General features: G+C 40.3%; 26 protein-coding genes. 17 read left to right on the top strand and 9 right to left on the bottom strand.

Annotated features, from left to right (window positions below):
* The first annotated feature begins 11 nt into the window (after positions 1-11).
* The 3 genes from traM to ABIN91_RS02615 all read left to right on the top strand — a co-directional run bounded on the left by traM (position 12) and on the right by ABIN91_RS02615 (position 2,646).
* Positions 12-1,079 (top strand): conjugative transposon protein TraM, encoded by a 1,068-nt coding sequence (gene traM / locus ABIN91_RS02625; RefSeq protein ID WP_348048146.1) that lies wholly within the window; start codon positions 12-14, stop codon positions 1,077-1,079.
* 28 nt (positions 1,080-1,107) lie between these two features.
* Positions 1,108-2,397 carry a hypothetical protein gene (locus ABIN91_RS02620; RefSeq protein ID WP_348048144.1) on the top strand — a complete coding sequence of 430 codons (1,290 nt, stop codon included), beginning with the start codon at positions 1,108-1,110 and terminating at the stop codon, positions 2,395-2,397.
* Between the two features lie 63 nt (positions 2,398-2,460).
* A complete protein-coding gene (locus ABIN91_RS02615; protein ID WP_348048140.1) occupies positions 2,461-2,646 on the top strand; it encodes a histone H1 in 186 nt (61 codons plus the stop codon).
* A 61-nt stretch (positions 2,647-2,707) separates the two neighbouring features.
* On the opposite strand, the gene ABIN91_RS02610 is transcribed toward ABIN91_RS02615, so the two are convergent.
* The 4 genes from ABIN91_RS02610 to ABIN91_RS02595 form a co-directional block, all read right to left on the bottom strand.
* Positions 2,708-5,035: a hypothetical protein gene (locus ABIN91_RS02610; RefSeq protein ID WP_348048137.1), complete on the bottom strand. Its 2,328-nt coding sequence runs from the start codon at positions 5,033-5,035 to the stop codon at positions 2,708-2,710.
* 185 nt (positions 5,036-5,220) lie between these two features.
* Positions 5,221-6,771 (bottom strand): IS630 family transposase, encoded by a 1,551-nt coding sequence (locus tag ABIN91_RS02605; RefSeq protein ID WP_348048135.1) that lies wholly within the window; start codon positions 6,769-6,771, stop codon positions 5,221-5,223.
* A gap of 84 nt (positions 6,772-6,855) precedes the next feature.
* Complete coding sequence (locus ABIN91_RS02600; RefSeq protein WP_348048133.1) at positions 6,856-7,134, bottom strand: hypothetical protein; 279 nt, start codon at positions 7,132-7,134, stop codon at positions 6,856-6,858.
* 28 nt (positions 7,135-7,162) lie between these two features.
* Complete coding sequence (locus ABIN91_RS02595; protein ID WP_348048131.1) at positions 7,163-7,888, bottom strand: hypothetical protein; 726 nt, start codon at positions 7,886-7,888, stop codon at positions 7,163-7,165.
* Positions 7,889-8,050: 162 nt separating this feature from the next.
* Between ABIN91_RS02595 and ABIN91_RS02590 the strand changes: the two genes are divergently transcribed.
* Positions 8,051-8,257: a helix-turn-helix domain-containing protein gene (locus ABIN91_RS02590; RefSeq protein ID WP_348048129.1), complete on the top strand. Its 207-nt coding sequence runs from the start codon at positions 8,051-8,053 to the stop codon at positions 8,255-8,257.
* Between the two features lie 4 nt (positions 8,258-8,261).
* On the opposite strand, the gene ABIN91_RS02585 is transcribed toward ABIN91_RS02590, so the two are convergent.
* Positions 8,262-9,734 (bottom strand): hypothetical protein, encoded by a 1,473-nt coding sequence (locus ABIN91_RS02585; protein WP_348048128.1) that lies wholly within the window; start codon positions 9,732-9,734, stop codon positions 8,262-8,264.
* A 206-nt stretch (positions 9,735-9,940) separates the two neighbouring features.
* Here ABIN91_RS02585 and ABIN91_RS02580 point away from each other — a divergent pair, with 206 nt between their 5' ends.
* The 12 genes from ABIN91_RS02580 to ABIN91_RS02525 all read left to right on the top strand — a co-directional run bounded on the left by ABIN91_RS02580 (position 9,941) and on the right by ABIN91_RS02525 (position 21,388).
* Positions 9,941-10,279: a hypothetical protein gene (locus tag ABIN91_RS02580; protein ID WP_348048126.1), complete on the top strand. Its 339-nt coding sequence runs from the start codon at positions 9,941-9,943 to the stop codon at positions 10,277-10,279.
* 4 nt (positions 10,280-10,283) lie between these two features.
* Complete coding sequence (locus tag ABIN91_RS02575) at positions 10,284-10,832, top strand: hypothetical protein (protein ID WP_348048124.1); 549 nt, start codon at positions 10,284-10,286, stop codon at positions 10,830-10,832.
* Positions 10,833-10,912: 80 nt separating this feature from the next.
* On the top strand, positions 10,913-11,038 hold the full coding sequence (locus ABIN91_RS02570; RefSeq protein WP_348048122.1) for a hypothetical protein: 126 nt from the start codon (positions 10,913-10,915) through the stop codon (positions 11,036-11,038).
* 4 nt (positions 11,039-11,042) lie between these two features.
* Entirely contained in the window at positions 11,043-11,210 is a 168-nt protein-coding gene (locus ABIN91_RS02565; protein ID WP_348048120.1) for a hypothetical protein, read from the top strand.
* A 4-nt stretch (positions 11,211-11,214) separates the two neighbouring features.
* Complete coding sequence (locus ABIN91_RS02560; RefSeq protein WP_348048118.1) at positions 11,215-12,222, top strand: DUF932 domain-containing protein; 1,008 nt, start codon at positions 11,215-11,217, stop codon at positions 12,220-12,222.
* 34 nt (positions 12,223-12,256) lie between these two features.
* Positions 12,257-12,622, top strand: a complete 366-nt coding sequence (locus ABIN91_RS02555; RefSeq protein ID WP_348048116.1) for a hypothetical protein — start codon at positions 12,257-12,259, stop codon at positions 12,620-12,622.
* Positions 12,623-13,218: 596 nt separating this feature from the next.
* Positions 13,219-14,115: a DUF4393 domain-containing protein gene (locus ABIN91_RS02550; RefSeq protein ID WP_348048114.1), complete on the top strand. Its 897-nt coding sequence runs from the start codon at positions 13,219-13,221 to the stop codon at positions 14,113-14,115.
* Positions 14,116-14,269: 154 nt separating this feature from the next.
* Positions 14,270-15,313: a transposase gene (locus ABIN91_RS02545; RefSeq protein ID WP_348048112.1), complete on the top strand. Its 1,044-nt coding sequence runs from the start codon at positions 14,270-14,272 to the stop codon at positions 15,311-15,313.
* A 701-nt stretch (positions 15,314-16,014) separates the two neighbouring features.
* On the top strand, positions 16,015-17,082 hold the full coding sequence (locus ABIN91_RS02540) for a hypothetical protein (RefSeq protein ID WP_348048110.1): 1,068 nt from the start codon (positions 16,015-16,017) through the stop codon (positions 17,080-17,082).
* Positions 17,079-18,050 carry an STING domain-containing protein gene (locus tag ABIN91_RS02535; RefSeq protein WP_348048108.1) on the top strand — a complete coding sequence of 324 codons (972 nt, stop codon included), beginning with the start codon at positions 17,079-17,081 and terminating at the stop codon, positions 18,048-18,050. The genes ABIN91_RS02540 and ABIN91_RS02535 overlap by 4 nt, the downstream gene beginning before the upstream one ends.
* Before the next feature lie 170 nt (positions 18,051-18,220).
* A complete protein-coding gene (locus tag ABIN91_RS02530) occupies positions 18,221-20,614 on the top strand; it encodes an AAA family ATPase (RefSeq protein ID WP_348048106.1) in 2,394 nt (797 codons plus the stop codon).
* Positions 20,615-20,617: 3 nt separating this feature from the next.
* Complete coding sequence (locus ABIN91_RS02525; protein WP_348048104.1) at positions 20,618-21,388, top strand: hypothetical protein; 771 nt, start codon at positions 20,618-20,620, stop codon at positions 21,386-21,388.
* 161 nt (positions 21,389-21,549) lie between these two features.
* On the opposite strand, the gene ABIN91_RS02520 is transcribed toward ABIN91_RS02525, so the two are convergent.
* The 4 genes from ABIN91_RS02520 to ABIN91_RS02505 all read right to left on the bottom strand — a co-directional run bounded on the left by ABIN91_RS02520 (position 21,550) and on the right by ABIN91_RS02505 (position 25,104).
* Complete coding sequence (locus ABIN91_RS02520; protein ID WP_348048102.1) at positions 21,550-21,765, bottom strand: hypothetical protein; 216 nt, start codon at positions 21,763-21,765, stop codon at positions 21,550-21,552.
* Between the two features lie 27 nt (positions 21,766-21,792).
* The gene (locus tag ABIN91_RS02515; protein WP_348048100.1) at positions 21,793-22,155 is read right to left on the bottom strand and encodes a hypothetical protein; all 363 of its coding nucleotides are present in this window, start codon (positions 22,153-22,155) and stop codon (positions 21,793-21,795) included.
* A gap of 162 nt (positions 22,156-22,317) precedes the next feature.
* Positions 22,318-23,544, bottom strand: a complete 1,227-nt coding sequence (gene nhaA / locus ABIN91_RS02510; protein ID WP_348048098.1) for a Na+/H+ antiporter NhaA — start codon at positions 23,542-23,544, stop codon at positions 22,318-22,320.
* 81 nt (positions 23,545-23,625) lie between these two features.
* Complete coding sequence (locus ABIN91_RS02505; RefSeq protein WP_348048096.1) at positions 23,626-25,104, bottom strand: ammonium transporter; 1,479 nt, start codon at positions 25,102-25,104, stop codon at positions 23,626-23,628.
* Between the two features lie 389 nt (positions 25,105-25,493).
* On the opposite strand from ABIN91_RS02505, the gene ABIN91_RS02500 reads away from it, so the two are divergent.
* Complete coding sequence (locus ABIN91_RS02500) at positions 25,494-25,673, top strand: hypothetical protein (RefSeq protein WP_348048094.1); 180 nt, start codon at positions 25,494-25,496, stop codon at positions 25,671-25,673.
* Positions 25,674-26,002: the final 329 nt, after the last annotated feature.

The following is a 26,002-nucleotide window of genomic DNA, read 5'->3' as shown; positions in this document are numbered from 1 at the left end:
CACAAAAATTTATGACACCAAACCAAAGAGTAGACAAGCGGAAGATCTTGTTATTCCTGCCCTTGCTTTTATTGCCCTTCCTCGCGCTGGCCTTTTATGCGCTCGGTGGCGGTAAAGGCTTAAAGCCGGGTGGGGCATCAGTATCCACCGGGATCAATACGAATTTGCCGGATGCTGCTTTTAAGAAAGCGGGGCCGACCGACAAAATGGCGATCTATAACGAAACGTACCGGGATTCGGACCGATCAGGTGGCCAGGCTATCGCGGATGTGGCCGAGCACTTGGGCTTTGATCCTGAGAATGACCCGCAGACCAAACAGATCAATGAAAAGTTGGCGGCCATTAACAAGCAGATCGCTAAGCCTTCGCCACCGGTAACCAGCAATTATGTGCCGGTCCAACAGCCTTCGGGTTCCCCGGATGGGTCTACTGCGAGAGATGTGGCCCGTTTGGAGGCCATGATGAAAAACATGCAGCAGCAGAATAACGGAGAAGACCCGGAAATGAAGCAGTTGAACGGGATGATGGATAAGATCCTTCAAATACAGAACCCGGAACTGGTGAAACAGGCTTTGCAAAAAGAGACGAAGATCACACCGGAAAACCTGTTCCAAGCGATCCCTGCGGTCATCTCCCGGAACCAAAAGGTCACGGAGGGCGCGGTCGTGGAACTGCGTTTACTGGATACCATCACGGTCAACGGACAGATAGTCCCCAAGGGCCATTTGATCTATGGTCTGGCAGCGATCAGTAACCAGCGCCTGAACCTGGAGATCAGGAACATTGGTTTGGGTACGGCCATTATCCCGGTAAACCTGACGGTATTCGATCAAAAAGATGCGATGATCGGTATCAATGCGCCGGAAGCCGAATTAGGAGGCGCGGTCGGTGGCGGTGCCAGCAATGCGGTACAAAGCATGCAGTTCCTAAGCATGGACCAGTCCATAGGCGTGCAAGCCGCCGGGGCGGGTGTTGAAGCCGCGAAGGGCCTGTTTTCCAAAAAGGTCAAACGGATCAAAATTAAACTGAAAGAAGGCTATCCCCTATTGCTGCGGGATAACACGAAGAAACCAAGATAATATTCCATAAACACGACCAAGAACTGGTATGTACCTGGAAACCAAACACGCGGCGGCTATCGTCGAAATGCTGGAAGAAGCGCAGGATGTTGGCCTGCATTGGGCCATACTGACCCCGCAACCGATGGAGATGGAATTACAACCGCATCAGATCGATCTTTTCGATTCGAAGGATGAGGCTATGGATCGTTGGGATAAAAAGGATGGTATCGGTTACCTACCGGGTGGTGGGGACGATCCGGTCTATTACCGCGAGGTCGGAGAATTGATCAAGGAGATCAAAGCAATTAATTCATTAAATAAACAAGAAGACATGAACAGAAACAACGTGGAAAACCTACAGGGCGAAATGAAAGCCCTCGGTTTTGATGACAAGTACATCAAACAAATGGAAGAAATGGTGGCCAAGAATTTACCATCATTTGAGTTGAAAGGACTGGTCCCGGCCGATAAGGGCCAGATGGACGTGACCTTGAATTTCAAGCAGTCGACCCAGTCGGATTACTATTATTTAAATAAGTACGACCTGGCCTGGAGCAAGACCAAGCCTTTGGAGAACGAGCAGAAATACATGGTGATCACGCCAAATGAGCCGGGCAAGAAGCCGGATAACCTCATTCGTAAGTTTGACAGCCCGGTAGAAGCGATCGCTTATTTCAAATCGCAAACCGGAAAAAGCGAACTGGCTGTAGGTAAACCAACGGACAAAGACTTTCAATTCAAAAACACCTTGGCGACAATGGCGGAAGGTAAAGTAGATTATGTGCTGAAGGATTTTCAAAAGGATTATTACAGCCCGGCGATCACCAATACCTTTTACGTGGAAAAAGGAGCCGGTTTCTCGGTTGATCAGGGGGCTAACTTATTACAGGGCCGTTCGGTGTACCGTGAAGATTTGGTCAACCGTGCAGGTGAGCCATACAAAGCCTGGTCAACCTTCCTGTTTGACAAACCGAAAGATAAGTACGGTAACTACGAGACCAAACAGTTCAGCGAGGGTTATGGCTACGATGTTAAAAAAGCCGTCGAAGAATACAAGATCAAACTGGATGCCGACCCGAAAAAACTGGAACAACTCATCACGGACCTGAAAAACGGTAACAGGCCGGTGGTCACCGTGGAAGGCAAAGAAGGCAAAGACATGAAACTCCGCATCGAAGCGGTTCCCCGTTACGGTAACATCAACTTTTACCAGGTTCAAACCGGTGCGCCCGAAAAACGCGAAGACTTCCTCAAAGTGCCGAAACAAGAACAACACCAAGCCAAAGCCAACAGCAAAGAAAAAAGCCAGGCTGAAAGCCAGGGAATGAGTATATAAGGCTCATTTAGAGTAGCTAAAACAATAATTAATTCATCAATACACCATTAAAAAATTAAAACCATGACAGCATTTGAAAAAGTAAAAAACCTCCTAGCCGCCACCGAAAAAGACGCCCACGCCTTCCACACCAAAGGCAACAAAGCCGCCGGAACCCGACTACGCAAAGCCTACCAAGAAATCAAAACCACCGCCCAACAAGGCCGAGCCGAAGTTTCGGCACTGAAAAGCAATGCAAAAAAGAAATAAGTCTTTTTTAAGCTATTTTGGAAACAGGTTGTCGTGATTTGACAACCTGTTTTCTCCCAATTCAATCTTTCAAAGATTCGGGATACTCGATTTTAGCGGTAAATGCATTAATATTAGAGTGATTGTAATATTTTAAAACGAGAACGGTAATAACTAAGGCATTAAAGAATAGCAATGCCGATCCAATAATTACCGATGTTAAAAAATGGCCTTGTATAGTTTTTATTTTATTATCAAACTTAGTTATATCCCAGTCGCTGTTATAAAACATGATTACAATAAAACAAATTAATACAAATACAGAGAGAACTAACAAGCGCCATGTTTGTAATCTCCATTTTTTCAATGTTTGTTTTTCAAACTCTTTCCGCTTATTTTGTTTTATGCTCCCTGCTAATTTTTCATTGGATTTTTCTTGCGCTTTTAATTTTTCGGCAAGTTCCTCAATCTTTTTATTTTTTTGCTCAGCTTCAAAATCGATTGAGCTTTGGCCGCTAACGATTGCCGATGTTTTTTCTAAACGCTTTACCTTTTTGTGCAACATCTCAACTGCATTTTTTAAATTTTTCGCATCTTCTGAGATTCTTTCCTTTTCCTTATATAACTCATTTTTTGCAGTTTCATCAATTTCTGTTTGTTCTTCTAAAACATTGATTTTACGTTCTGCTAGTTCCAAATCGTTTGAAGTCTGATTGATGAATTTATTAATTTCTGATTCAACAAACGCTTTTTTTACTTCTTCCGATGAGTTCTCATTTTGTTTAAATCGTTCTACAAACAGTTTTTCCGTTATCAAATTGAGCAACACTTTTTTATCATCAATGCCTAATGTTTTGAGGTAGTTGACAATTTTAATTATATCTTCTGATTTTCTTGGATCTTTATTAAACCCTCGCGAGGAGACTGCTTTTATAAATGCGCGTTTATAATTATCCGTTTTTATGGGTAATATTTTAATCAGTTTATTTAGTAAAAAGGATGGTTTGAAAAAAGTAGGGTATTTAATATCTCCTTTTCTTAATTCGTATGAATCAAACTTTATAAGTAGGTCATCTAATGTAATACCGAAATATTTTACTTCGTTTAAGGTCTGACTACTCGCAGTTTTGAAAGTATCTCTTGAATTAATAATTAATTCTCTTAACGTGATGTCGTGATAAAGTTGAGAATCAGAACGATAATAATTCCTAACAGGTTTAACGCCACTTTTAGCATTGAAATCGTCCCTTAATTCATTTTGTTGTCCGATATATCTATAATAATCCTGAACCTTTGCAGCAATATATTTTTCTCCCAGATGTTCAGCTTGACGTTTATTTCTTGAGATAACGATTTTTGATGCGTCTAATGTGACTTCTGCCAAGTCGATGATTTGATTGGGATGCAGGGTTTCATTCGGATGATCTAATAAATCCCGATAATATCTGCGACTGAATGAATCCAATTCGTCAGATTCGAGTAGCGCTTTTATTCCGGATTTAGTTAAGTCAGATTCGAGACTGATAAAATCGCTTTGTTTTGAGCGCAGTTCCTTTAGGGTTAATTCGCTATACCTAAATTGTACTTTAATAAACTCTGGATTGGCGAAAATTAATTTTAACAATTCTTTAGAAGCGTCATTCTCGACATTAATGTGAAGATTTAAAATGGAAAATAAGAAGTTAGTATCCAAATATAATGTCCAGTCCACCAGACTGAAATTTAATTGTTCCTTTGCAAGTTCAGGCTCTAAACCTAAGGATGCAAAACATAGTGCCTTCTGCCCAAGATCATTAACGAAATCAATATCTTCTTGTGTTGCGTGATCGGGGAAGTCATCAATGATTTTTTTAAAAATGTCTTGAAGTTCTGAAGTTTTAAGTTTATCAAATGCTTCATTTAACATTTCCGAATTCTGAAAATCCCTATTTTCATTATTTGGATGAAAGAATTCAACCGCTTTTTCCCCATAGTGAAAAAAACAATTGTACAGGTACTGCCTGAAAACTTCCCATAATTCTTTAACGTTATCCTGGACTATTTTATAATCATAGTTATCATCTAAGAAGGTCTTGAAATTTATATAGCGTTTTCTTTCCTCGCTTTTTATCTTGTTGTCTAGAATTTCAAAATTAGATTTTTCAGCAGCGGACAATTTATATCCTTTAATATTTTGAACTATTGCCCCATTATCGATCGACGCTTTTAGCACCTCTTTTAGCTCTAATTCATAAAGCTGAACATCGTACAAGATATCTATGCTTTCAACCATTTGATCGTACGAAGTTTCATGAATACTTTCATACAATGTACTGATAATAATACTTTTAATAGACTCTTCTCGGGTATCTGAAGAAGCAATACTTAAAGTGCTTAAAACTTTATTAAGCTTATTATTGGTTACGGTCATTAGCCAAAAATGAGTGATGAAGAAAAGTTGAACTTATTTAAATGTAAGGTACGATTTTTTTAATGTTTTAATAGTTTTCGTTATTTCCGGAATATGCTGAAAGTCAGGTCGCCTGCCGAAACTAATTTCAATTCAATAAAGGTATCTTGTGTGTAAAATTCCTGCTAGCCAAACCGAGATATGGCTTAACGATATTTCGGATCTTTGCAATTATGACTATCCTTAAACGCTGGTACCACGAGTTCTTTGCCCCATATTTTATTACCTGCTTTATGAGGATGTGCGATGAAGTGTTTGTTTCTTGTCTGGAAGTATTGCGTGATCGCCGATTGGCATTCTTCCAGACAACTATAGTCGCTGTTATGAATCACTGATTTAGCCAGACCGCTGAACACGGATTCGATCACATTTAGAAATTGGGCGGATGCCGGTAAAGGTGCCAGCTCCACCAGTGGTGTAGCATGCTCGGCGCGATAAGGATGGCTATTGATGTCGTCTATATATTCGTTCAGTTTCCGGGATGCGTGCCACGAGGCGGCATCCCAGGAAAAATAAAGTTTTTCTTCATTTTTGTATTTGATCAACAACAAGCCGATCAATTTGATCATTTCATCCGTGTTCTTTTTATTCGAATAAAAATGCGTGATCTGGTTTGCCGAAAGTTCCAACGCAGCCGTACAGATTGTAAAACCTTTACTTTTTTGGATTTGCGGATAAGTTTTTCGTTCCCCTCTTTTCACCAGTGAACGGCCACCCTTGATTTTTACAGCGAACGGCCCGAACTCGTCTACTGAAAAAAACTTTTCTTTTTGACCAAGGTTGTTTAAAATAGCCTTGATCTTATCCATCTTCTCCCGGAAATCAGGGTCTGGGCTCGTCAGCACTTCTCTTGCTTTTCGGTAAACATAACCTTCTTTTTTGAGGTATTCGGAGATGGAGGACGTAGATATCGCCGTACCATATCTTTTTTGGTAAGCTGCTGATAGGTCGGCCTGGAACCAAGATGTGCGGTTAAAGCCATGCAATTTTGGCGATTCGTGGATCAATCTGATCAAGTTCGCCCGCTTTTCTTGTTGGCCGGTACTGAGTGCTTCATTAGCCCGCCTCGGTTTTTTTTCCAAAGCGGTGATGCCCTGTTTTTTATAGCTCCTGATCCAGTCTAAAATACAATCTACGCCATGATCTACTTTAGCGGCAATTTCAACAGTCGGCTTGTTTTGTTTGGATGCTAAAATTACCGTTGCCCGTTCCCATTTGCGCTTATTGCCTGAACGTAGCCATTGCCTGAAAATGGCCAAGTCACTTTCCGGTATATACGAAACGTGCCAGCTCTGATGAAGGTTAACTTTGTTTTCCTTACACCATCGGGAAAACAAATTATTGAAGCTTGAACGTTTATAACCATGAGGACGAATTTGTAAATACTTTTCCCATACCTCCGTGATGGTCATTAAATTAGTAGCACCGGCATGTACGATATTGGATAGGATGGCAAACAATTGTTCCTGCATTGCTTGTGCGGGTTCAACGCTTTTAAAAATTGGTAAACGGTAGGTGCTGCCCACGATCCAATCCGGATAAGTCGCAGCGAATGGCTCGTATTTGTTGACATAACGTTTAACTGTATTCCTGGAGACTCTTAATTGCCGGGCTGTACCCTTAATATTGATCGTGCCCGCGATAACCATGCGGCCGATAGCGGTTTGTTTGGTTTTAGAGATCGTTTGGCGAGACATAAGCATCTATTTTATTCTGATAACCCTGCTAATCGTCAATTGTTTTATAACACATTGTTATTCAGTTTTTTAAAAAAAAATGCTTTAATCATTTTTGTACTCCGGGTCGATTCCCTTTTCGATCTCGATGCGTTGGTCGCTGTATTGGAACATGATCTTATTTTCGTACCCCGGCTCTGGTTTATGATCCAGCTCTTTAGCGAGCGCGTCGAACTGAGTTGGTGATAAATACCATTTCAGGTAAAAAACCGGTGCCAACATCAGGGCATGCAACTGGTATTCATTGATCGGCTTATAACCGCCTTCTGCTTTATCTAGTTGGTTCCAGCTATCCAAAAAATCAAATAATTCTGTCTTTTTCATTTGAGTTGGTTTTTAATGATCAATCAATTTATCTAGTCGTATTTAGGCTTTCGGCCATTTTTAAGACAAATCGATAATATTCCAAATTGCCCTTCAGTTTTAAGCGGGCGACCAGGTAGTCATGTTGCAGGTTCCTTAAGGAGTCCGCAAGGAAACTATTCACGCTTTCAACTATACCTGCCTCATCCATTTGGATCATGACTTCTTCCTGCGCCATTCTGTCCATTACGATCCGGTAGTCGCTTTCAAAATCCCAATCAGTTTGACAAATTTTAAAGTCTGCAAAAGTGGTGAACGGCGATAGGTCAATGCCCATTTCCTGAGCCAGTATTTCGCCGATGCGGTTTTCTTCGCTTTCCTCATGACCAGCCTTGATATAAATATCAGCGATTACCTGGACATAACTTAGAAAGGAGTTGGTATTACCGATCCACTTGGGTTTCCAATGTTTAACGGTATAATATTCTTTGGGAAGAATACTGCCTCGTGTTTGCGCTCTCGCTCTGATCAGGTCGATGGCGATCTCGGCCAGCATTTGATTGTCCTCATCCTCTGTTTTCAATGTCGCACAAATTGCCGGTACGGATAGAATCGTGCCGGATGCGCCAAGTGCATCCAATAATTTGCTGATGTCCCCGGGATCACTGGCACCGCACAATTCTTGTACTAGGACAAACTCCTTTTCTTCCTGTTCGCGCCCTCTCAGGCCACCGGCCAGCATGTCGCGGATGATTTCCAAAACGTTTTCGTTCATAGCAGATAGGTAGATAAACAAATTTAAAGAAAATGTTTAAAGCTGTCCAGTGGGAAAAGGGTGGTACTTTCACCAAACCAATCACTTAGCGTTATAATTTATAAGCACAGGTTTTAGAAATTCAATTTGCTGCCTGTTATTTTTATAATAAAATAATGGGCTATGCAGCATATCGGAAAAAATATCAAAGCGATCAGGGAGAAACAAGGTTCAAGCCTGGAAGACTTGGCTCGACGGCTAAAGATCAGGAAGAAGACACTGGCAACCATAGAGCAGATGTCAAATCATACAGAAGTCGCCATCAAGCGTACGGCTGAAGCTTTAGGATTGACTGTGGATGATATTATCAATTGCAAACAACGCTCATAGCCTCTTATTCGACTTTGTGTTTAATCAATAGTTTTAAGAGTCTTTTATACCAAGGTATGGATTTGGGAATAATTTCAGGCCAGGTTATGACCAGTGCGTATTTATTGATCAATTCAGAAACCTTTAGTTCGTAAATAAAGTCGCCGACAATCCATTTTCGAAAAGCAGTATCTGTGTTGCCATTTTCTATTTCCTTATAGTCAAATCCTTCTATCCCTTCTATATCGTTGCCAAAGATCACCAGTGCGCGATTAATAATCTGCGCTTGTTCACTAAAACTTGGCTCGGAAAGCAGGTTGGATTCACCTTTGAATAAAATGACCTCGTAGGAATTACTTCCTTTTACTTCCAGTACAGCATCGAAAAAATCAAGGTACCTATGGTTACTGTCCAATCGGTAAACGGTTTTATCGCCGATAACGTCTGCAAACTGCCGTCCGGCCCTCGTTAAATCATTAATGATCTTTTTAGTAAACCAATCCCAATCTTCGTCGAAATCAGCGAGCAAATTCGGTAACAGTGTCTTAAATTCATCAACCGTAACTACTTTCGTCTTGACCTCAGATAAACCATACATCGCGTTTGATTTCAGGATAGTGGTTTTATCGTCGGTGACGAAGTAATCACAATAACTTGCAAAATAAGAATGCATGCCATCATTCCGCATATTGCTCAGCTCATTCTTGGCTGTGAGCTTATCTTTGCTGATGCCGAACGCGTCAAGCATTGCATAAGCAACATTGTAATAATCATAAAAAGGGATCTTGCTCTTATCTTGCGTATGCATGTTATCCTTCACGAAATCGGTAAATGATTTCTGAACAGCCGTATGCTTCAACGCTTCGTTAAAATCTGTATCCGGATTTAAATTAAGGCCACCATTGTTAATACCGGTGTAAATCATATTTCTCAATTCTTTGTACATGAGCGTATCGGTATTTATTTTTCTGATAAACCCTGAAACACTCTGTATCATATCAAAAAAATTGAGATCATTCTTTTCAGCAGGTATAAGTTCCGACATTAATTGCTTTTGATTGTCTGTTAATGTATCGTAAGAACGCTCAGGCAATTGTAGTGGGATTGATGAGAATAGGGTCTTTATTGTACTTTTCAAATCCTTGGCTGATTCCTCATCATCTTCACTTGGTTCAAAGAAATTCTTTGTTAAACTAAATTCGCTTTCAGGATGATGATCATTAAACGCCATTAGTGGTGTAGCCAGATAAAATGAGGGCCTTTTTTTAATAGGATCATAAGCTAAATAGTTGTCTCCAACAAAACCTTCCATAAACTCAAAGTCCCGGAATTTGAAGTCCGACGAATCCTTACGTTTATCACGGATATGGGCGATAGAAAAATAAAAGCTAAGTTTTAGCTGATAAATTTTCAGTAAATTATTTAGTTCCTGAAACTTGGCGTCTTTGTTAGCTCGTAAATTGCTAAAAACATTCGTGTCAAAATATACTCTCGCCATAACTGTCCCCGATTATATCTCCTAAAATAATCATAAAACCGAACATCTTCTAAAGACAGCGGTTCCAGCCGCTTTGTTCGTTCCTCTCTTCAGCCGCTTCACCGCGTTTGAAAGAGCTTGCTCTTTGGGCATCGCATGCGCATCACCCAAAAAGCAAGCCTTTTTTTCCTGCCACTGCTCAAGTTTTTTAAAAGATCGATCATGCTGTGTTTAGGCTGTTTGAGCAACAAAGTTCTGATCCGCAGGGCTGCTGGTCAAGGCCAAGCCCTGCGGGTTTTAGAAAAAAAATCTCCACACCTCGCTGCGCTCAGGTCGTATTTTTTTTCCAAAAGCCTTGCCCTGCATCCCTGCTCTATCAGGAGAGGTTGCTTAACAAAAAGCCGGAAAAGGCTCTTGCCGAAGGGTATTGGAAAGAAAAACGCAGAAAACAAATGGAAGCAGTAAAAAACAAATCACCTCCCGACGCAGGGCGCAAACCTAAAAGGGTGCTACGGCACAAAAGCAGTTTGAAATTTAACAGTAATAAAAATTCATTAAAAAATTAAGATCATGAAAACGTCAGTAATAGAAAATAGCAAAGGCAATAACAACAATAGTGTGAAACAAGCTAATCCGGTAACGGAGGAAAATAAGAATCCGCAGTTTGTGGCGGGTAATCCGGTTAATAAGGATTCGGCAAAATCTAATGATGAGGCTGGAAAGCCGGAAGAGCAGAAAACGGCAACGGATATACCGAAAACGAATGTACCAACAGCCGAGTTACCAAAGCCGGAAGTTAAGCCCGAGCCGGTGAAACCTGCTTTGAATTTAGAGGAAACTTTAAAGTTGGTGGCTGAACTGAACCGCCGGAAGATTCAAAGGGATAAGTTGTTGGAAACCATTGGCAATTTAGAGGGCTTCGAGGTGGAAATGAAAGAGGATGCGGACGAGACGGACAGTAATATTTATCAGGGTTGTACTTTGACGATTGAAGACGACAACCGCAGGAAGTTTGTAACGAAGAACCCGGTTATCATTTTTACTGTGGCGCAACAAGTGAATAGCATGTGTGTAGGTAAACTGGCTGAGATCGAAGCGGGTATTATTCTGCCTGCCTGATAAAAATGGAAACGCCCCCTTACCCAAAACTTACAAGGGGGCGTTATTTAAGACATTTTCTAATCTTAAAATCTAAGGCAATGTTAGAAGTATTTATTGAAATAACCAACCAATTGTTTTGGGAGGGTTATGCGGAAAAAATGGCACAGGAAAATCCTGCCTTATTCAAATTCGAGTTTGACGAGTTCATCACTAATTATCAATAGCGTTATGTACAACACCATTTTTTTACTGGTCAAAGCGACCATACAAACCTCACACAAGAATGTTCATGAGGCTATTACGGAGATACAGCAAAAATCGACCTGTAATATCAGCAACACCAAGAAGGTGAAAATACACGAATTGAAATTTATGGACTATAAACTAAAATCTTAACATCATGGAAACTATCAATAATCAAATCGTAAAACCCAAAGTATGGCAGGTATTGGGTAAAGCCATTACCAAATGCCAGTCGAGCGCAGAAGCCATACAGGAAGCGGGTTTGGATTTCGAGGTGCTGAAACGCCCGAACATCCACCCATTGCCGAGCGGTAATAATATTATATCCGATAACAGTTACTTTACCTTCCGTACGGATACAGAGGCTGTTTTAGGCGATAAGATCGGCAAGGATTACGAGGTGGTGCAAAATGTGGAAGCTTTTGCCTTTTTTGACAGCATCGTACAAAATTATGGCGGGGTACATTATGAAAGTGCCGGAAGTTTGGGCTACGGCGGTTTGACCTATATAACCGCTAAATTACCCGATTATATCAAAGTGGGCAGGAATGATCTCATAGATCAGTACCTTTTTTTGACATCAACGCATGACGGTACGGGCAGCATTACCATCGCATTTACGCCCGTAAGAATTTATTGCGCCAATACTTTAAATGCCGCTTTGAATAATTGCAGTAACTGCATTAAGATACGGCATACGGCCAGTGCCGCAGAAAAGCTGAAAGGGGCGCACCACATGTTGGGTATCAGTAATCAGTTATCGGTAGAAATGGAAGCCATTTTTAACAGATGGTCAAGGGTAAGGATAAGCGACCCGGAATTAAAAAGGCTGATACAATTAGCCATGATACCCAACAAAGAAACTTACGAGAAATTGAAAACTGGTAAGGATGAAGAATTAAGTAGCCATTATAACAATATTGTTAGTTCCGTTTTTGATTATGGCCTAACCGCCGACAGCCAACAGGAAAGTACGACTAAAGGAACGCTGTTTGGCTTTTACAATTCAATCACCGGGTACTACCAAAATGTACGCAATTACCGGGATGATGAAAGCAAATTTAAATCCATTATGGCAGGTACAGGATTGCAACGTAATCAGGTTGCCTTTGACCTATGCAATGATTTCACTAAACACGGTAACAGCGTTTTGAAACTGAATTAATAACAGGGGGCTTCGCCCCCTTAAAACAAAAGTTATGGCTATTACATATGAAAATATATTAAAGGTGCTGAATATTTATTACAACGAGTTCAGCAGCGAGTTTATAGGATTTTTACCCATGCGATCAGTCTGTATTATCTGCCTGTTCAGCATATCAGCAACAGAACTTACCAATACATCGTACTGGAATTACACGGCGGGCCGGAATATGCCACGGTTGTTACAGGCTCTGATGGTGATAATATGGTATTTGATAATCGTGAAGAAGCCAAGCAGGAAGCTGCGGAATGTCAGCAAGGTTTGGTTATTGAACTCTGAATCTCATTACAATGGAACAGGCAAAATTGTACAGTATCTTGTTATTGATCTTTGGGGTATTCCTGCGCTACCAAATCGGTAGACGCAGGTTTAACCGGAGAAGTTTAGCAGGTTTGCAAATTTATAGTAGCTATCTGCGTGGTTTGATTACTTCTATAATTGAAATGCTGTTAAACATTATAGGGGCGATTTGCATCATCACCGCCTTGTTTAGCATTGTGGTACACTGGTAACTTTATAGCGACTGCAATCAAATTCAAATAAACCCGTAACCGCCCGAAAATCCGGCGCGGCCCTTACGGGCATCAAGATTCAGTAATGTCATCTTTATATCTATTGTTTCCGATATCCAATTATAGTAAAGTATACCATACTGAGTTAGATTTGAGAACTGATTTGCAACTCTAACATCTAATTCTTTTAACTACGGACAACATTTCTTTCGTCTTCAAAGTTTATAAATAGTTCGACCAAATTATTTAGATATTAGTATTTAATCTTTATTAAATGGATTGTTTTTAAATGTCAAGGACGCAGTTTAACTCACCGTTAATCAAGAATTAAAAAATCCCATATTGACTAGGGTTTTATTTTGCCCATAAACGATGGAGAGGGCCTATATCATTATTTCTCGCAAACTCATTATACACATATGTTTTAAATGCGAGGTATGGTATTTTGGAATATCGTAAGGGCTGCCGGATAATTATTCCGCTCAACGGTGCTAAAAATATTAGTATTATTGAGCGGGATTTTTTATTTTTGAATATGGAACAACAAAGCAAAGATAGTAACATCAAATCTACAATTGAAGCGGTGGCTAGTCTAGTTAAGGCTGTGCCAGTATATGAAGATGCACTTCAACCTGCTGCCAAGCAGATTGGCGGGGCACTGGAAACTATAACCAAAGCTGTCAATGCCGCGCTTGCGCCTGTTAAGGTTTTGGTATGGGGCTATGAGCAGATTGAGCGATGGCTGGTTGAAACGGTGACTAAAAAATTGAGTAATACACCCGCAGAGAATATCAGTGCTCCAGCGCCAAATGTGGTCGTCCCAGCGATAGAAGCTTTGCGCTATATGGGGCAGGAGGAAGAGTTAAGAGCTTTATATGCGAACCTCATAGCGGCAGCTATGGATAGCGATACCAAAGTTGAAGCGCATCCGGCATACGTGGAGATACTGAAAAATTTATCATCGGAAGAAGCGAAATTATTACAATCTTTTTCTCTACAGGCAGCCTATCCCGCTATCGATGTCAAAGGGCTCGCCGGTGATGGTACTTATATTTTATATAAACGTTGCTATAATCATTTGAACCGTATTTTAAATGCCGAAAAGGGTAAGTTATTACCGACTTATATCGACAACCTGGTTCGGCTGGGCATACTGGAAACGCCATTGGGTGTCGAGTTATCAGATCAAATGGCTTATGTGCCGTTAGAAGTGGACGCTGAACTAAACGATCTGCTTGCAATGATCACTGATCAGGGCAGGGAGGTTCGGTTTGTACGTTTAACGATTAGGTTAACCGTGTTCGGTGCTCAATTTATCCGGCAAGTGGTCAGAAGTAAATAAGGCATAACAGCCGGAGCGAATTATATCCAGCCGCAAGTTCAAAACTTATAGTTTGTTTCAATCTCCGGCTGTTTTATTAAGATATAACGGCAGGGCGCATTAGGCGCAAAGCCAGGCTAAGGGCCTATTCTAAGATTTAATCCCTGCCGTTTTTATGAACATCATAGTAGTTATGGCTGTTAAAAAATATACTTATTTCATTGGGATAGATATTTCACGCAATCAGTTGGATATGGCGGTTATGGAAAGTCGTAACTTGCTTTTTCATCGCCAGATCGATAATCATCCGACTGCGATCAAAGAATTTATTACTGAATTGAAGAACCTTCCCAAATTCGCTTATACGAAGACGGTGTTTTGCATGGAGCATACCGGGGTTTACGGAAATCATTTGCTTACCGCTTTACAGCGGGTGAAAACCAATATTGTAATAGAGGCTTCAACCCATATAAAAAACTCTTTAGGTAATATTCGTGGAAAAAGTGATAAAATCGATTCTATCCGTATCGCAGAGTATGCTTACCGTTCCCGTGAACATCTTCGTTTGTGGGTGCAAAAACGACCAGTAATCCAGCAATTACATGAATTGAATACATTACGGGAGCGCATGATGGGGTTAAAAATCGCTATCAAAACACCGCTGAAAGAAGATGCCTCATTTTTGAAAAAACGCAGTGTCACGCTTAGTTACGGTTTATGCGCTAAAAGTATTGTGGCGCTTGAAGGTGATCTTTTGAGCATCGAAAAACTGATTGATGAACTGATCGCTAAAGATGAACGGCTAAAGCATTTAATGCAGTTGATCACTTCTGTGGCAGCTATCGGTCGTGTAACAGCTATCATGATGATCATTTGTACCAATGAGTTCCGTAATATCAGTGATCCGAAAAAGTTCGCGTGTTATGCGGGAGTAGCGCCATTCGTGCGGGAATCAGGCATGTTTAAAGGAAGAGCCAAGGTTTCTCCGATGGCCAACAAAAAGATGAAATCACTCTTACATATGTGTGCTTTGAGTGCGCGAACACGGTTGCCTGATCTTAAAGCTTTTTACCTAAGGAAGACTATTGATGAAGGTAAGAGTAAGATGTCGGTGATCAACGCGGTAAGATATAAGTTGATTTTACGTGTATTTGCTTGTGTTAACCAGGATCGGTTCTATGAGAAGGGATATGTAAGACCTGTGTGTGCTGAGCAATAAGAAAATATTATAATTTTAAGAAGTGTGATGTTTGGTTAAATATTTTAACCATTAAATAATATGTTTCAGGATGTTAGATGCCATGTTAGCAGTACTATAGGGTATGTTTCTGACACTTTAATGACCATATCCTAATTATCTACTGCCATTGTGTCAATTGTGAATTTAAACAAAAAATGTTGAAATAATACTTATTTATAGCAGGCTTTAGTTTGCGGTATTTTGAACCAAAATCAAAAACGGTATGTGATTTGCTAAAAATTTTGGCACGGCATGTGCTCAAATAATTTGGTTTTAAAATTGAAAGCCCCTTGGACGTAAGGAATCCAAATGGGCTCTCGTTTTTCTAAAGCTAAAGAGTGATCTCTGAAGCATCGTCATAGTGTTATTACGCCGTAAAGGTAAAAAAAGTTTCGAATTGGTATTTTATATTTAAGGATCCCATTTTTACTCTCCATAACCCGCCGAGTTTTCTCTCTCTTAGTTTACGGGTACTGTTCCCTGCCAGCAATCAGAAAATTAATCCGAACTCATCTTAATTGATGGGTAAGGGCATTTTTTAACTAAACTTTTAACGCTTATGCAAAGTTTTACAAGATTGACGCGGAACCCAAACCGTAAAAAGGGAGAATTAAATATGACCATAGCAAATGCGGCCGCACTTGCGAGTGAAGTACCTTTATTATGGAAGGAGGTCGGTAATGGCACAAAATAATTACCGTGACCTGATCCAAGGGGTTAGAGGCAGGTTAGACCCGGAAAACTTGATTTTAGAGAAATCGATCAGGGAAGAGTTGTCCAGTATCAGTTACAGCGATGTGCTTGAGTATGTTCGTTACGCCATGAACGGGGTTGAACCGGCCTATACTCAAAGGAGTAAAGAAGCCGGTGAAAATGTAAAGACTCACCTTATTAATGGTGGAATTAGTGACGCTTCGTTTCAGTATCAGGGGTCTGTTATGACGAACACGCATGTCAAGGGCTACAGCGATGTTGATCTGCTCGTAATATCCGAAAAGTTTTACAGTTACGATGCTTTTGAAATGAGCAGTATTCTTAATGAATCGTCGAGGCAGATTTATTACGGAGCCACACAATTGGCAAAGATGAGAGCAGAAACGCAGACCACGAACTACCAGGGTAATGCCTTATCCGATTTAAGGAGTTTAAGGATGGATAGTGAAACCATTTTAAGAGGTAAATACCTAATCTGTGATACTTCGAAACCTAAATCCATCAAGATCACCAATAATAACCTGAGAAGGGATGTGGACATCGTGATAGCCAATTGGTATGATGATGTGACGTCGGTGATCAACGACAAAGGTAATAATCGTGGGATCCAGGTGTACAACAAAGATTTACATCAGAAAGGTAAGATCGATTTCCCTTTTATCAGTATTGAGAGGATCAATAACAGGAGCACAATCACGGCCGGACGTTTGAAGAAGATGATCCGCTTCCTGAAAAACTTGAAAGGTAAATCGAAGTTGGCGATCGAATTGAATAGTTTCGATATCAATGCGATTTGCTACGATATCGATCAGGCTAAATACCAAAACCTGGCATTTTATCAATTGGTTCCGGTGTTATACTTGCAGTTGAAAAATTTGGCCAATAACCAGTCGGCATCGGATAACCTGGTTTCTGTCGATGGCAGGGAATATATTTTCCGGGGCCAGCCTCAAAAATTACAAAGTTTGAGAAACTTGCTCATAGAAATCGAATCGATAGTTTTGGACCTTAAAACTAACCGGATCATATTATGAAGAGACGATTATTTATAGGTTCATCGGCTGAACAGATTTCAACCCTGAACGAAATTATAGCCCTCATCGGCGATTCGGCAGAATGTACGCCCTGGACGAATGCATTTGGCCACAATGAGAGTACGCTGAACGCGCTAATTAAGCAAACGCGTCTATCGGATTTTGCGATCCTGCTTGCTACTAAGGATGATATTACAAAGCAAAGAGGAGAAACATTAACTACGCCGAGAGATAATGTTGTTTTCGAGTTCGGGCTTTTTTTGGGAGCAGCAGGTCCCGATAAATGCTACCTGATCGCGGAAGAGGATGCGGATCTGCCAACCGATCTGGATGGTGTCACTGTAGCTAAATTTAACAGGAATCCTGGTAAATATAACTCGTTGGATAAGATCGTGGAGAGTATCAAAGCTCAGATCGAGAAAATATCCAATTTGAGTGAATTGGGGCTACTACCGTCCACTGCGCTGGCTATCGGTTATTATAACAGCTTCATTAAAAGAGTTTGTGAAGAACTGCATGGTAACGGCACCATAACAATCGAAGAAAAAACGATCAAGGTCAACTCTTTTAAGATCAATGTGGTAACACCTGAAACACTTGACGATTCAGGTGTAGCGAACTTCACAATGCTTTACAATAAAAAACATGAATTGAAAGGTGCTTCAACTTTTGTATCTGCAAGTGCAGCCAATAGACGGGGTTATCCTTTTCATTTTAAAGTTGATCCTCCTGATCAGGATATGTCGAACCCGATTGATATTCATATTTCCGATATCCCGGGCACTTTGAGCACTATCGTGGAGTGTCTTAAATTGTACCTGCCAACTGGATTAATCGGTTTTAATATCGATATGGCATATCTTGAAAAGCGAGAGTTGGAGAACTTTAATAAGGTTCTAAAGTACTTGGTTGACAGAAATGTGGCAACAAAAAATTATGTCGATGTTATCGAAAATGTAGGTATATAATTTATAACCATATTTTGTAAAGGCGGTCACGAACTAAACGTGATCGCCTTTTTTATTTAGTAGGTATTATATTATTTGTGATCATAAGTATTGTTGTGGATTTGTGATATAAATTCTCAACTTTGATCAAGCACGATCAACCTTAACCACCAATCTTATTACTTGCATAAATGATTACCAAAATTGATATCATAAAATTCGGATTATTTAATAACTACTCCTGGGATAAAATAGTCGGTAAGGATGAAACATTTCGTCGTCTTAATATTATTTATGGCCGTAACTACTCCGGTAAAACAACTTTAGCACGGGTATTTAAATGTATGGAAGATAGTTTGATGCACCGTAACTATTTGGAATGTGGTTTTTCGATCACGCTGCACAACGGTAAGGTCATAACACCCGCCAACCTGGCAGATTTCAGCAAGGACTTTAAATTAAGGGTTTACAATACGGATTTTGTCCGGGAGAACTTAAGCTGGCTGCATGACGATGAGGGTAAAATCAAGCCTTTTACAATTTTAGGATCTGAGAACATTGAACTGGATAAACAAATTACGGCGATAGATACACAATTGGGGAGTATAGCAGCGGGAAGCGGATTGGTTTTTGAACTTGATCAGGCCACACAGGAAGTGGGTAAAAGCAGGAAGGCTGTGAGCGAAAGGACCGAGGTGCTTGAAGATAAATTACGGAAAAGAGCTAATGATAAAATCAAAATGGATACGAATCTTTTTTTGCCCACGCCAAGCAAAAAAACATATTCCATTTCTGATATTAAAAGTGATATAGCGACATTGGGTAAAGATTTAGGCAAACACATCTTAACTGATGATGAGAAAGGGAATAGGAAGCATCTGCTAAAAGAAGTTGCGCTGGAAGACGTGGAACCATTGAAAGAATCACAGCCCAAGTTTTCAGAACATTACTTGATATGTAATGAGTTAGTTGGAAGAAAAATCAAACCAAGCCAGCCCATTACAGAACTTATTAATGATAGCTTATTGCAGGAATGGGTAAGGCAGGGGGTTGATAAACATAAAGATAAAAGAACAGAATGTGGTTTTTGCGGTAACCCTTTACCTGGGGAATTGTGGACTAAGCTTGACGCGCATTTCAGCAAAGAATCAGAAGGCCTGCGTGCGGAAATTAAAACAAAGATCGATTATCTTCAGGAAGCGAAAAATGCGCTTACCGGTTTTGTCAAATTAAAAAAGGAAGCTTTTTATGCCAGTCTTCATCCACGGTTTACCGCTACATTGAATAATTGGCAGTCAGCAAGTAAAGCTTATGGTGAAAGTATTGATACTATAGTTTTTGAATTAAAGGAAAGGGAGAAGGATATTTTTAAAGAACGTCAACTTCCGGAGATAACTGATGTTTCGGAGAATATTCTTGAGGTCATTAAAGAGTTTAATTTATTGTTGGGAGACCATAACCGCAAAACAAATTCACTGGCGAAAGATCAAGAAAAAGCTCGGAAAGAATTGCGAAATGCTGATATAGCTCAATTTATGGATACCGTTGCCTATTTCACCGAAACGGCTGCCATTAGTGCCGCAGATCAGGCATGTTCCGAAGCTAAGAAAGAGCTAAAGCCACGGACCGAACAGATTGCCGAATTATCTGAACGTAAACGACAGTTGGAAGCTGAGGCGAAAGACGAAAGCAAAGGCGCGGAATTAGTGAACCAGCACTTGAGCCATTTCTTTGGTCATAATGAATTGAAACTGGTGGCAGAAGGTGAAAGCCCAAATATGTTGTTTAAAATTCAGCGAGATGGTATCAATGCGGCCAATTTGAGCGAAGGTGAATGTAGTTTGATCTCCTTCTGTTATTTTATTGCCAAGATGCAGGACGAACTAAAAGACGAGGTTAATAGTGATAAATTGGTGATCTATATTGATGACCCGATATCGAGTTTGGATAGCAATCATATTTTTTTCATGTTCAGTTTGATCGAAAGCGTGATTGCTGGCCCACGAAAATACGGTCAGTTATTTATCTCTACGCATAACCTTGATTTTCTTAAGTACCTTAAAACACTTACCCATGCAAAGCACAAACCAAATGGTAAACAGGTACCCGATCTAAAATATTTTATTATTGAACGGAAGGGTAAAAGCGCATCTGAATTGAAACCTGCCCCGGTCTACCTGAAAGAGTATGTCACCGAATTTAATTATCTGTTTGCACAGATCTTAAAATGTGCAGAAGGAAAAGAAGAAGAAATTGTAAATAATCATCAATACAGCTTCGGAAACAATATGCGAAAGTTTCTTGAAGCTTACCTTTTTTTCAAGTATCCCAGCCACAAACTTTCAGCAGATGAAAGAATTAACAAGTATTTTGAAACTGATCCGGTAACAAAAATTTTGGTTAAAAGACTTACCCATGAGTTTTCACACATTGGAGGGCAATTTGAAAGGGGAATGGAACCGATAGATGTCGAAGAAATTAGCAAGGTCGCCAACGCTGTGTTAAATAAGATTAAAGCTGATGATCCCGGACAATATGCTTCATTAGTCGAAAGTGTTAGCGACGCTCAACCAGCTAACGTTTGACCTATGGAATATTTTGGTACTTTATATATCGCAGGGATCGCAAAAGATGGAATTGTCGTCGTTTGTGACACGCGTATTAGCGTAACTTTAACCAGCGATGTCGAAAAAGAAAATGTGTTATGCTATTGGGACTATGTTCAAAAAATATACACATTTGGCAATTGTGTAATTGCAGTTGCTGGTAAGCAAGAGTTTGATAATAAAGCGTTTTCGATCAGTTTTTACTTTAATCGTTTTTTCGAGCGGTATTCCGTCGATGAGATGGTGCCCAGCGATTTTTTCCTGAAGTTTTTAAATTTTGTTATGGAAGAGTTTCCACCAGAAAAGCACCCCAATTTATTAATAGAATTAAATACCTTAAGAATGATTTTCTGTAAATATGATAACGGAGAACCATACATTGCTCTTTTCAATAGATCTAAACCACTCGGCGCATGTGTGAATGAGATCGGCTGCTTATGGTCTTCAGATACTATACCCTTGAAAACTTTTGATCTAAATATTAGCAGCAGTTCACTTTCAGAACTATTGATAAAAGTTATCGAAGATGAAGCTAAAATTACCTTGGAAGTTGGCGGGCCAGTAATGTCCATTTTAATTCCAGCCCATGGAGCTATCAAATGGATAAATAATGAACCTACACGCTCTTTAAGGGAATTGCGGTCAGAATATCAAGCAGATTTAGAGGCTGGCGAATATGTTATTCAATTTACGTCCGAGAAAAACAAGGCTATTTATTATGGCCAGACTGAAAAAAAGCCTGATTTATTCTAATCCATAGTCTGATCTATATTTCAATTACATTTAAAAATATGGACTCAACAAAAGATACAAATCATCCATGAAATAGTTCGATGAATTTTTGCTCCCCGCTACCAGAGCAGGAATCGAATCTTCGTAGAATTATTAAAAATCATGGCAATTTGAACCTCAAGCTAATTGGTAGTTTTTTTCGAAAGACTGCCAATTTCGATCAATTCATCCACAAAACGGTGTGGGTTTTGTACCTGTATCCACCCTTTATGGGGCGAAGTCATTTTTGATGATTTTTGCCCCATTTTTCTTGCCCGTAACTCTTTGTTTTTCAGGTATATTACTTCGGCAGCTTCGTTCATTTTTGTGGTTCGATGTACCCCTCCATCGAAGGTCAATTTTTCAGGGTATAACATCCCTACTAGCTATCTTTGACCCTGAATATTCGCATCATCCCATAGTTTATCGAGAATTTCGAGGCATTTTATAGCTGATTCAGCTATAGGTTTGATGTCTAAAAGTGTGGAATTTTGTACCAGGACTTCGTTCAGTTTCGCTTCCAGGCGAGTGACCTTTTCGTTATTCTCTTCTTTGATCTTGCGGAATTCACCCGCTTCCAATTCATCCAGCAGTAGTAAATCTCTGGCTTTATCAGTGCGCGTATTCAGATCATTGATCTGTTGGATGAGCTCCTTTCGTTCCTCTCTAACTGATCGGGTTTGATTGTTATAAGAGTCGGTAACCGTTTCTACAAATAACTCTGAATAGGAGTCAATGTAAAAATTCACATAAAAAAAAAGACCCCTGTTAATCACTCAGGGGTCCCTTATCAAATCTTGTTGTAACTGACCATCAGGTGGTTACAACCCTAAATAAAATACGACTAATTATAAAATCCCTGATATATTATAAAACACGTATTTTCAGTTAGGAGGTATGCATGTCATTTTTTAATTGAGCTCGATGGAAGGCCTTTTTACAGATGTCCGTTCAAGTTCATCCGACAAATGTTCAATACCCGACTTGGCTTTTAATGCCATAAAATAAGCCATGCTCAAAACCAGCGACAAAAACACACTTAGTAAAATAGACACTTTAGCGATGTCTTGAAATGCTTCGACCTTAAAGGCCAGCATCGTTGTGAAAATGGACATGGTAAAACCGATACCTGCGAGTGTGCCCATACCGAAAACCTGTCTCCATTCTACATGATTAGGCAGGCTTGCCATTTTAAGCGCCACAAGTACCCGGCTGAATAAAAATATACCTACAGGCTTGCCGATAACCAAGCCAACTATGATACCCAAGCTTAACGTACTACCAAAAGAACCCATAATGTTGGTTGGCAATAAAATAGCGGTATTAGCCAGCGCAAAAAGTGGCAATATTAAAAAGTTAACATAACTGTGAATGGCTTTTTCTATTTTAGGTAGTGAAGTTACAGGTGTAGCGAAAGCGACAAGTACACCGCATATACTGGCCTCGACACCAGAATTAAATACCACGTACCAAAGTGCAAGCGAGATGAGTATCTGAACAGCACCAAATTTGATCTTGAAATAATTGCAGGCAAATAATGCCAGGTATAATAGCGCACCAATGCCCAAAAAGATCCAGTTGATATGGCCGCCATAAAATAAGGCGATCACAACTATGGCACCAAGGTCATCAATAATGGCGAGTGCCATCAATAATATTTTTAACCCAACAGGTATACGATCGCCCAAAAGGGAAGCTATGCCAACAGAGAAAGCAATATCCGTAGCAGTAGGTATTCCCCAACCTTTGGCATATATGGTATGCGCGTTGAAGGCGACAAAGATCAGTGCGGGCACGATCATTCCGCCCAGTGCTGCTCCAAAGGGCAATACCGCTTTTTTAACCGAAGACAATTCGCCACTGATCAATTCCCGTTTAATTTCCATGCCGGCCATCAGGAAAAAGAAGGCCATCAGGAAATTATTGATCCAACTCAATGAGTTTTCCGGCAGATGAACAGGAAAAGACCCCGACATCCAATGATGGGTCCACAGGGTTTTATAAAACCCTGCAAACGCAGTTGAATTAGCCAAAAATATGGACAATGCCGTACACATGATCAGCATGATGCCTGTGAAGCGGCTGTCGTTAATTAAGATCCGAAGGGGATTGATCGCTCTCTTTAATATCTCTTCCATAACCCTCTTTAATTTAGATATTGAACAAAAAATGACCAGCCGCTAAACGCGGCTGATCAACTATTAACAATCGGGCACTATTTAATCTACATAACCTAATACACCCATTTCAGGCATGTCCAAACCTGCAACTTCATCTGCGGCAGGAACCCTGATCGGTGTGATTTTATTTGATATTTTAAAGAACGTGTACATAACAACGAACACGAATATCACGCATGTTAATGTACCAACGCATTGTGCTCCAAATTGGCTGGCGTCTCCATAAAACAATCCCGTAACATTGCCTTTTACACCATTCCAGCCGTCGCCATAAGTACCATCTGCAAATAAGCCTAATGATAAAACCCCCCAGGCGCCATTAGCACCGTGAACCGCGAATGCGCCAACTGGATCGTCAATTCTAAATTTATACTCGAACAAGTAAATAACAAATACCACTATAGCACCGGCAATAGCACCTATGATAACGGATGATATCGAAGTTACAAAAGCACATGGTGCAGTTATGGCAACTAAACCTGCCAGTAAGCCATTGGCCAACATACCCGGATCAGGTTTTTTGCCTTGCATGTATAAAATGACCAATACAGAAAGTGTACCCGCGGTACCGGCCATCATGGTGTTAACGGCAACGATAGCGATACGGAAATCACCACCGGACAAAGTAGAACCAGGATTGAATCCGAACCAACCAAGCGCCAGGATAAACGTACCTAACAAGGCCATCGGTATATTATGACCAGGAATGGTATTCGGAGTACCGTCAGCATTGAATTTGCCTATACGCGGACCGATAACTAATGCTCCGGCTAATGCCGCCATACCCCCAACCAAATGCACGACTGAAGAGCCTGCAAAATCAACCATACCATGGCCCAGGCCGAAATTGTTACCTAATTGCGATAACCAGCCGCCGCCCCAAACCCAGTTTCCGTATAACGGATATACGAACATGGAGATGAACAGACCGAAGATCAGGAAATTTTTAAATGACCATCTTTCAGCCATCGATCCGGTTGGAATGGTCGCAGTCGTATCCATAAACACCATTTGGAACAAGAATAGCGTGAATACACCCACATCATAAACTTTACTGTTCAAAAAGAAACCCACTGAACCTGCGATACCAAAATCATGACCAAAAAGGTGCACTATGCACTCATGGCTGGTCACGCCCGGTGCCCCGCCTAACGAAGCCATACCCAGCGAGCCGCCGAACATGATAGCGAAACCACAAACCCAAAAGCCAAACATACCCAGGGCATAAACTAGAAAGTTCATCCCCATGGTGTGGGCTACGTTTTTCTTTTGCGTAAATCCGGTTTCTACCAGTGCGAAACCTGCTTGCATAAACATGACCAGAAATCCGGCTACCAATGTCCAGACGATGTTGATCGCGATCTTGTTATGTCCAACAGCGTCGCCTAATTCAGCGGCAGTAGGCGCACCCGGCTTGGCTGCTGTTACGTCACTAATCGTTCCTGTTTTAGCGCCGGTGGCATCCTGGGCGAATGCTCCTGAAGAGTTGACCACCATAAACAATGCAATGAGTACCATACAAATAAAGAGGTACCCGGGGAGTTTCTTTTGTAAAATTTTAAACGTCATGTTGAAAGGTTTGATTTGTTAAGTGAAAAAATATTGAGTTTTTATTGATTTAAGGCAAAATATCGATCAAAAACTAAAAAATCACTTAAAATTAGACGTTCAATAGATGTGATTTTTAGCTAATTTAAATAAATCATATAAAAAACGCAAATTATTAAAACAAAAAATTGACATTTATTTATTTTTTATATTAATTTTAGATTAAAAAGTAGCTTTAATCTATTTTTTAATCTATTAAGTTAAAAAATAGCATTAATACGAATTAAAAATAGCTTACCATCTTGTTCTTATCAATTATATCAGAGAAACTGCATTCTTTTCAAATTAACAAGTCTAATATGGAAATCGTTATCATAAAGATCGTCCTGCTTTTATGTTTAATTATTATCCCGCTGAAGGGCCCGGCAAAACGAAAAGATACCAATAATACCCTGACCGAAAACAGCAAACCAATATCAAGCTACGGTATTAATGAGGACGGTTTCCTGGAGTTAATCAACAAAAATGACACTGTTTGATTATCAGCGGGTAGAAAGTAGCACTCAAGAATCCTTAAGTATCGATGCATTAGTATTTCAAGTTGAAATAGCCTCCGCCTTAAGAACTCATCCCTATTTCCTGTCACTAAAAATATCATGGACAAAATGAATCTTGTTTTCGCACCTGCCTTCAGGTGTAAGGAAGCCGCGCTGTTTTTCGTTACCGCTACAATGGCATCAAAAGGAACTCTAAAACATAAAGATATCCAACACAAATCAAGCAACCATATTAACTAACAATCGTAGATCATCCATAAAATAGTTCGATAAATTTTCGCCCCCCCCCTACTTTCGTAGAAACCACACAT

This window comes from Mucilaginibacter sp. (assembly GCF_039921305.1).
In the GTDB taxonomy this organism is placed as follows: domain Bacteria; phylum Bacteroidota; class Bacteroidia; order Sphingobacteriales; family Sphingobacteriaceae; genus Mucilaginibacter.
This window is presented reverse-complemented; position numbering and strand designations above follow the sequence as displayed.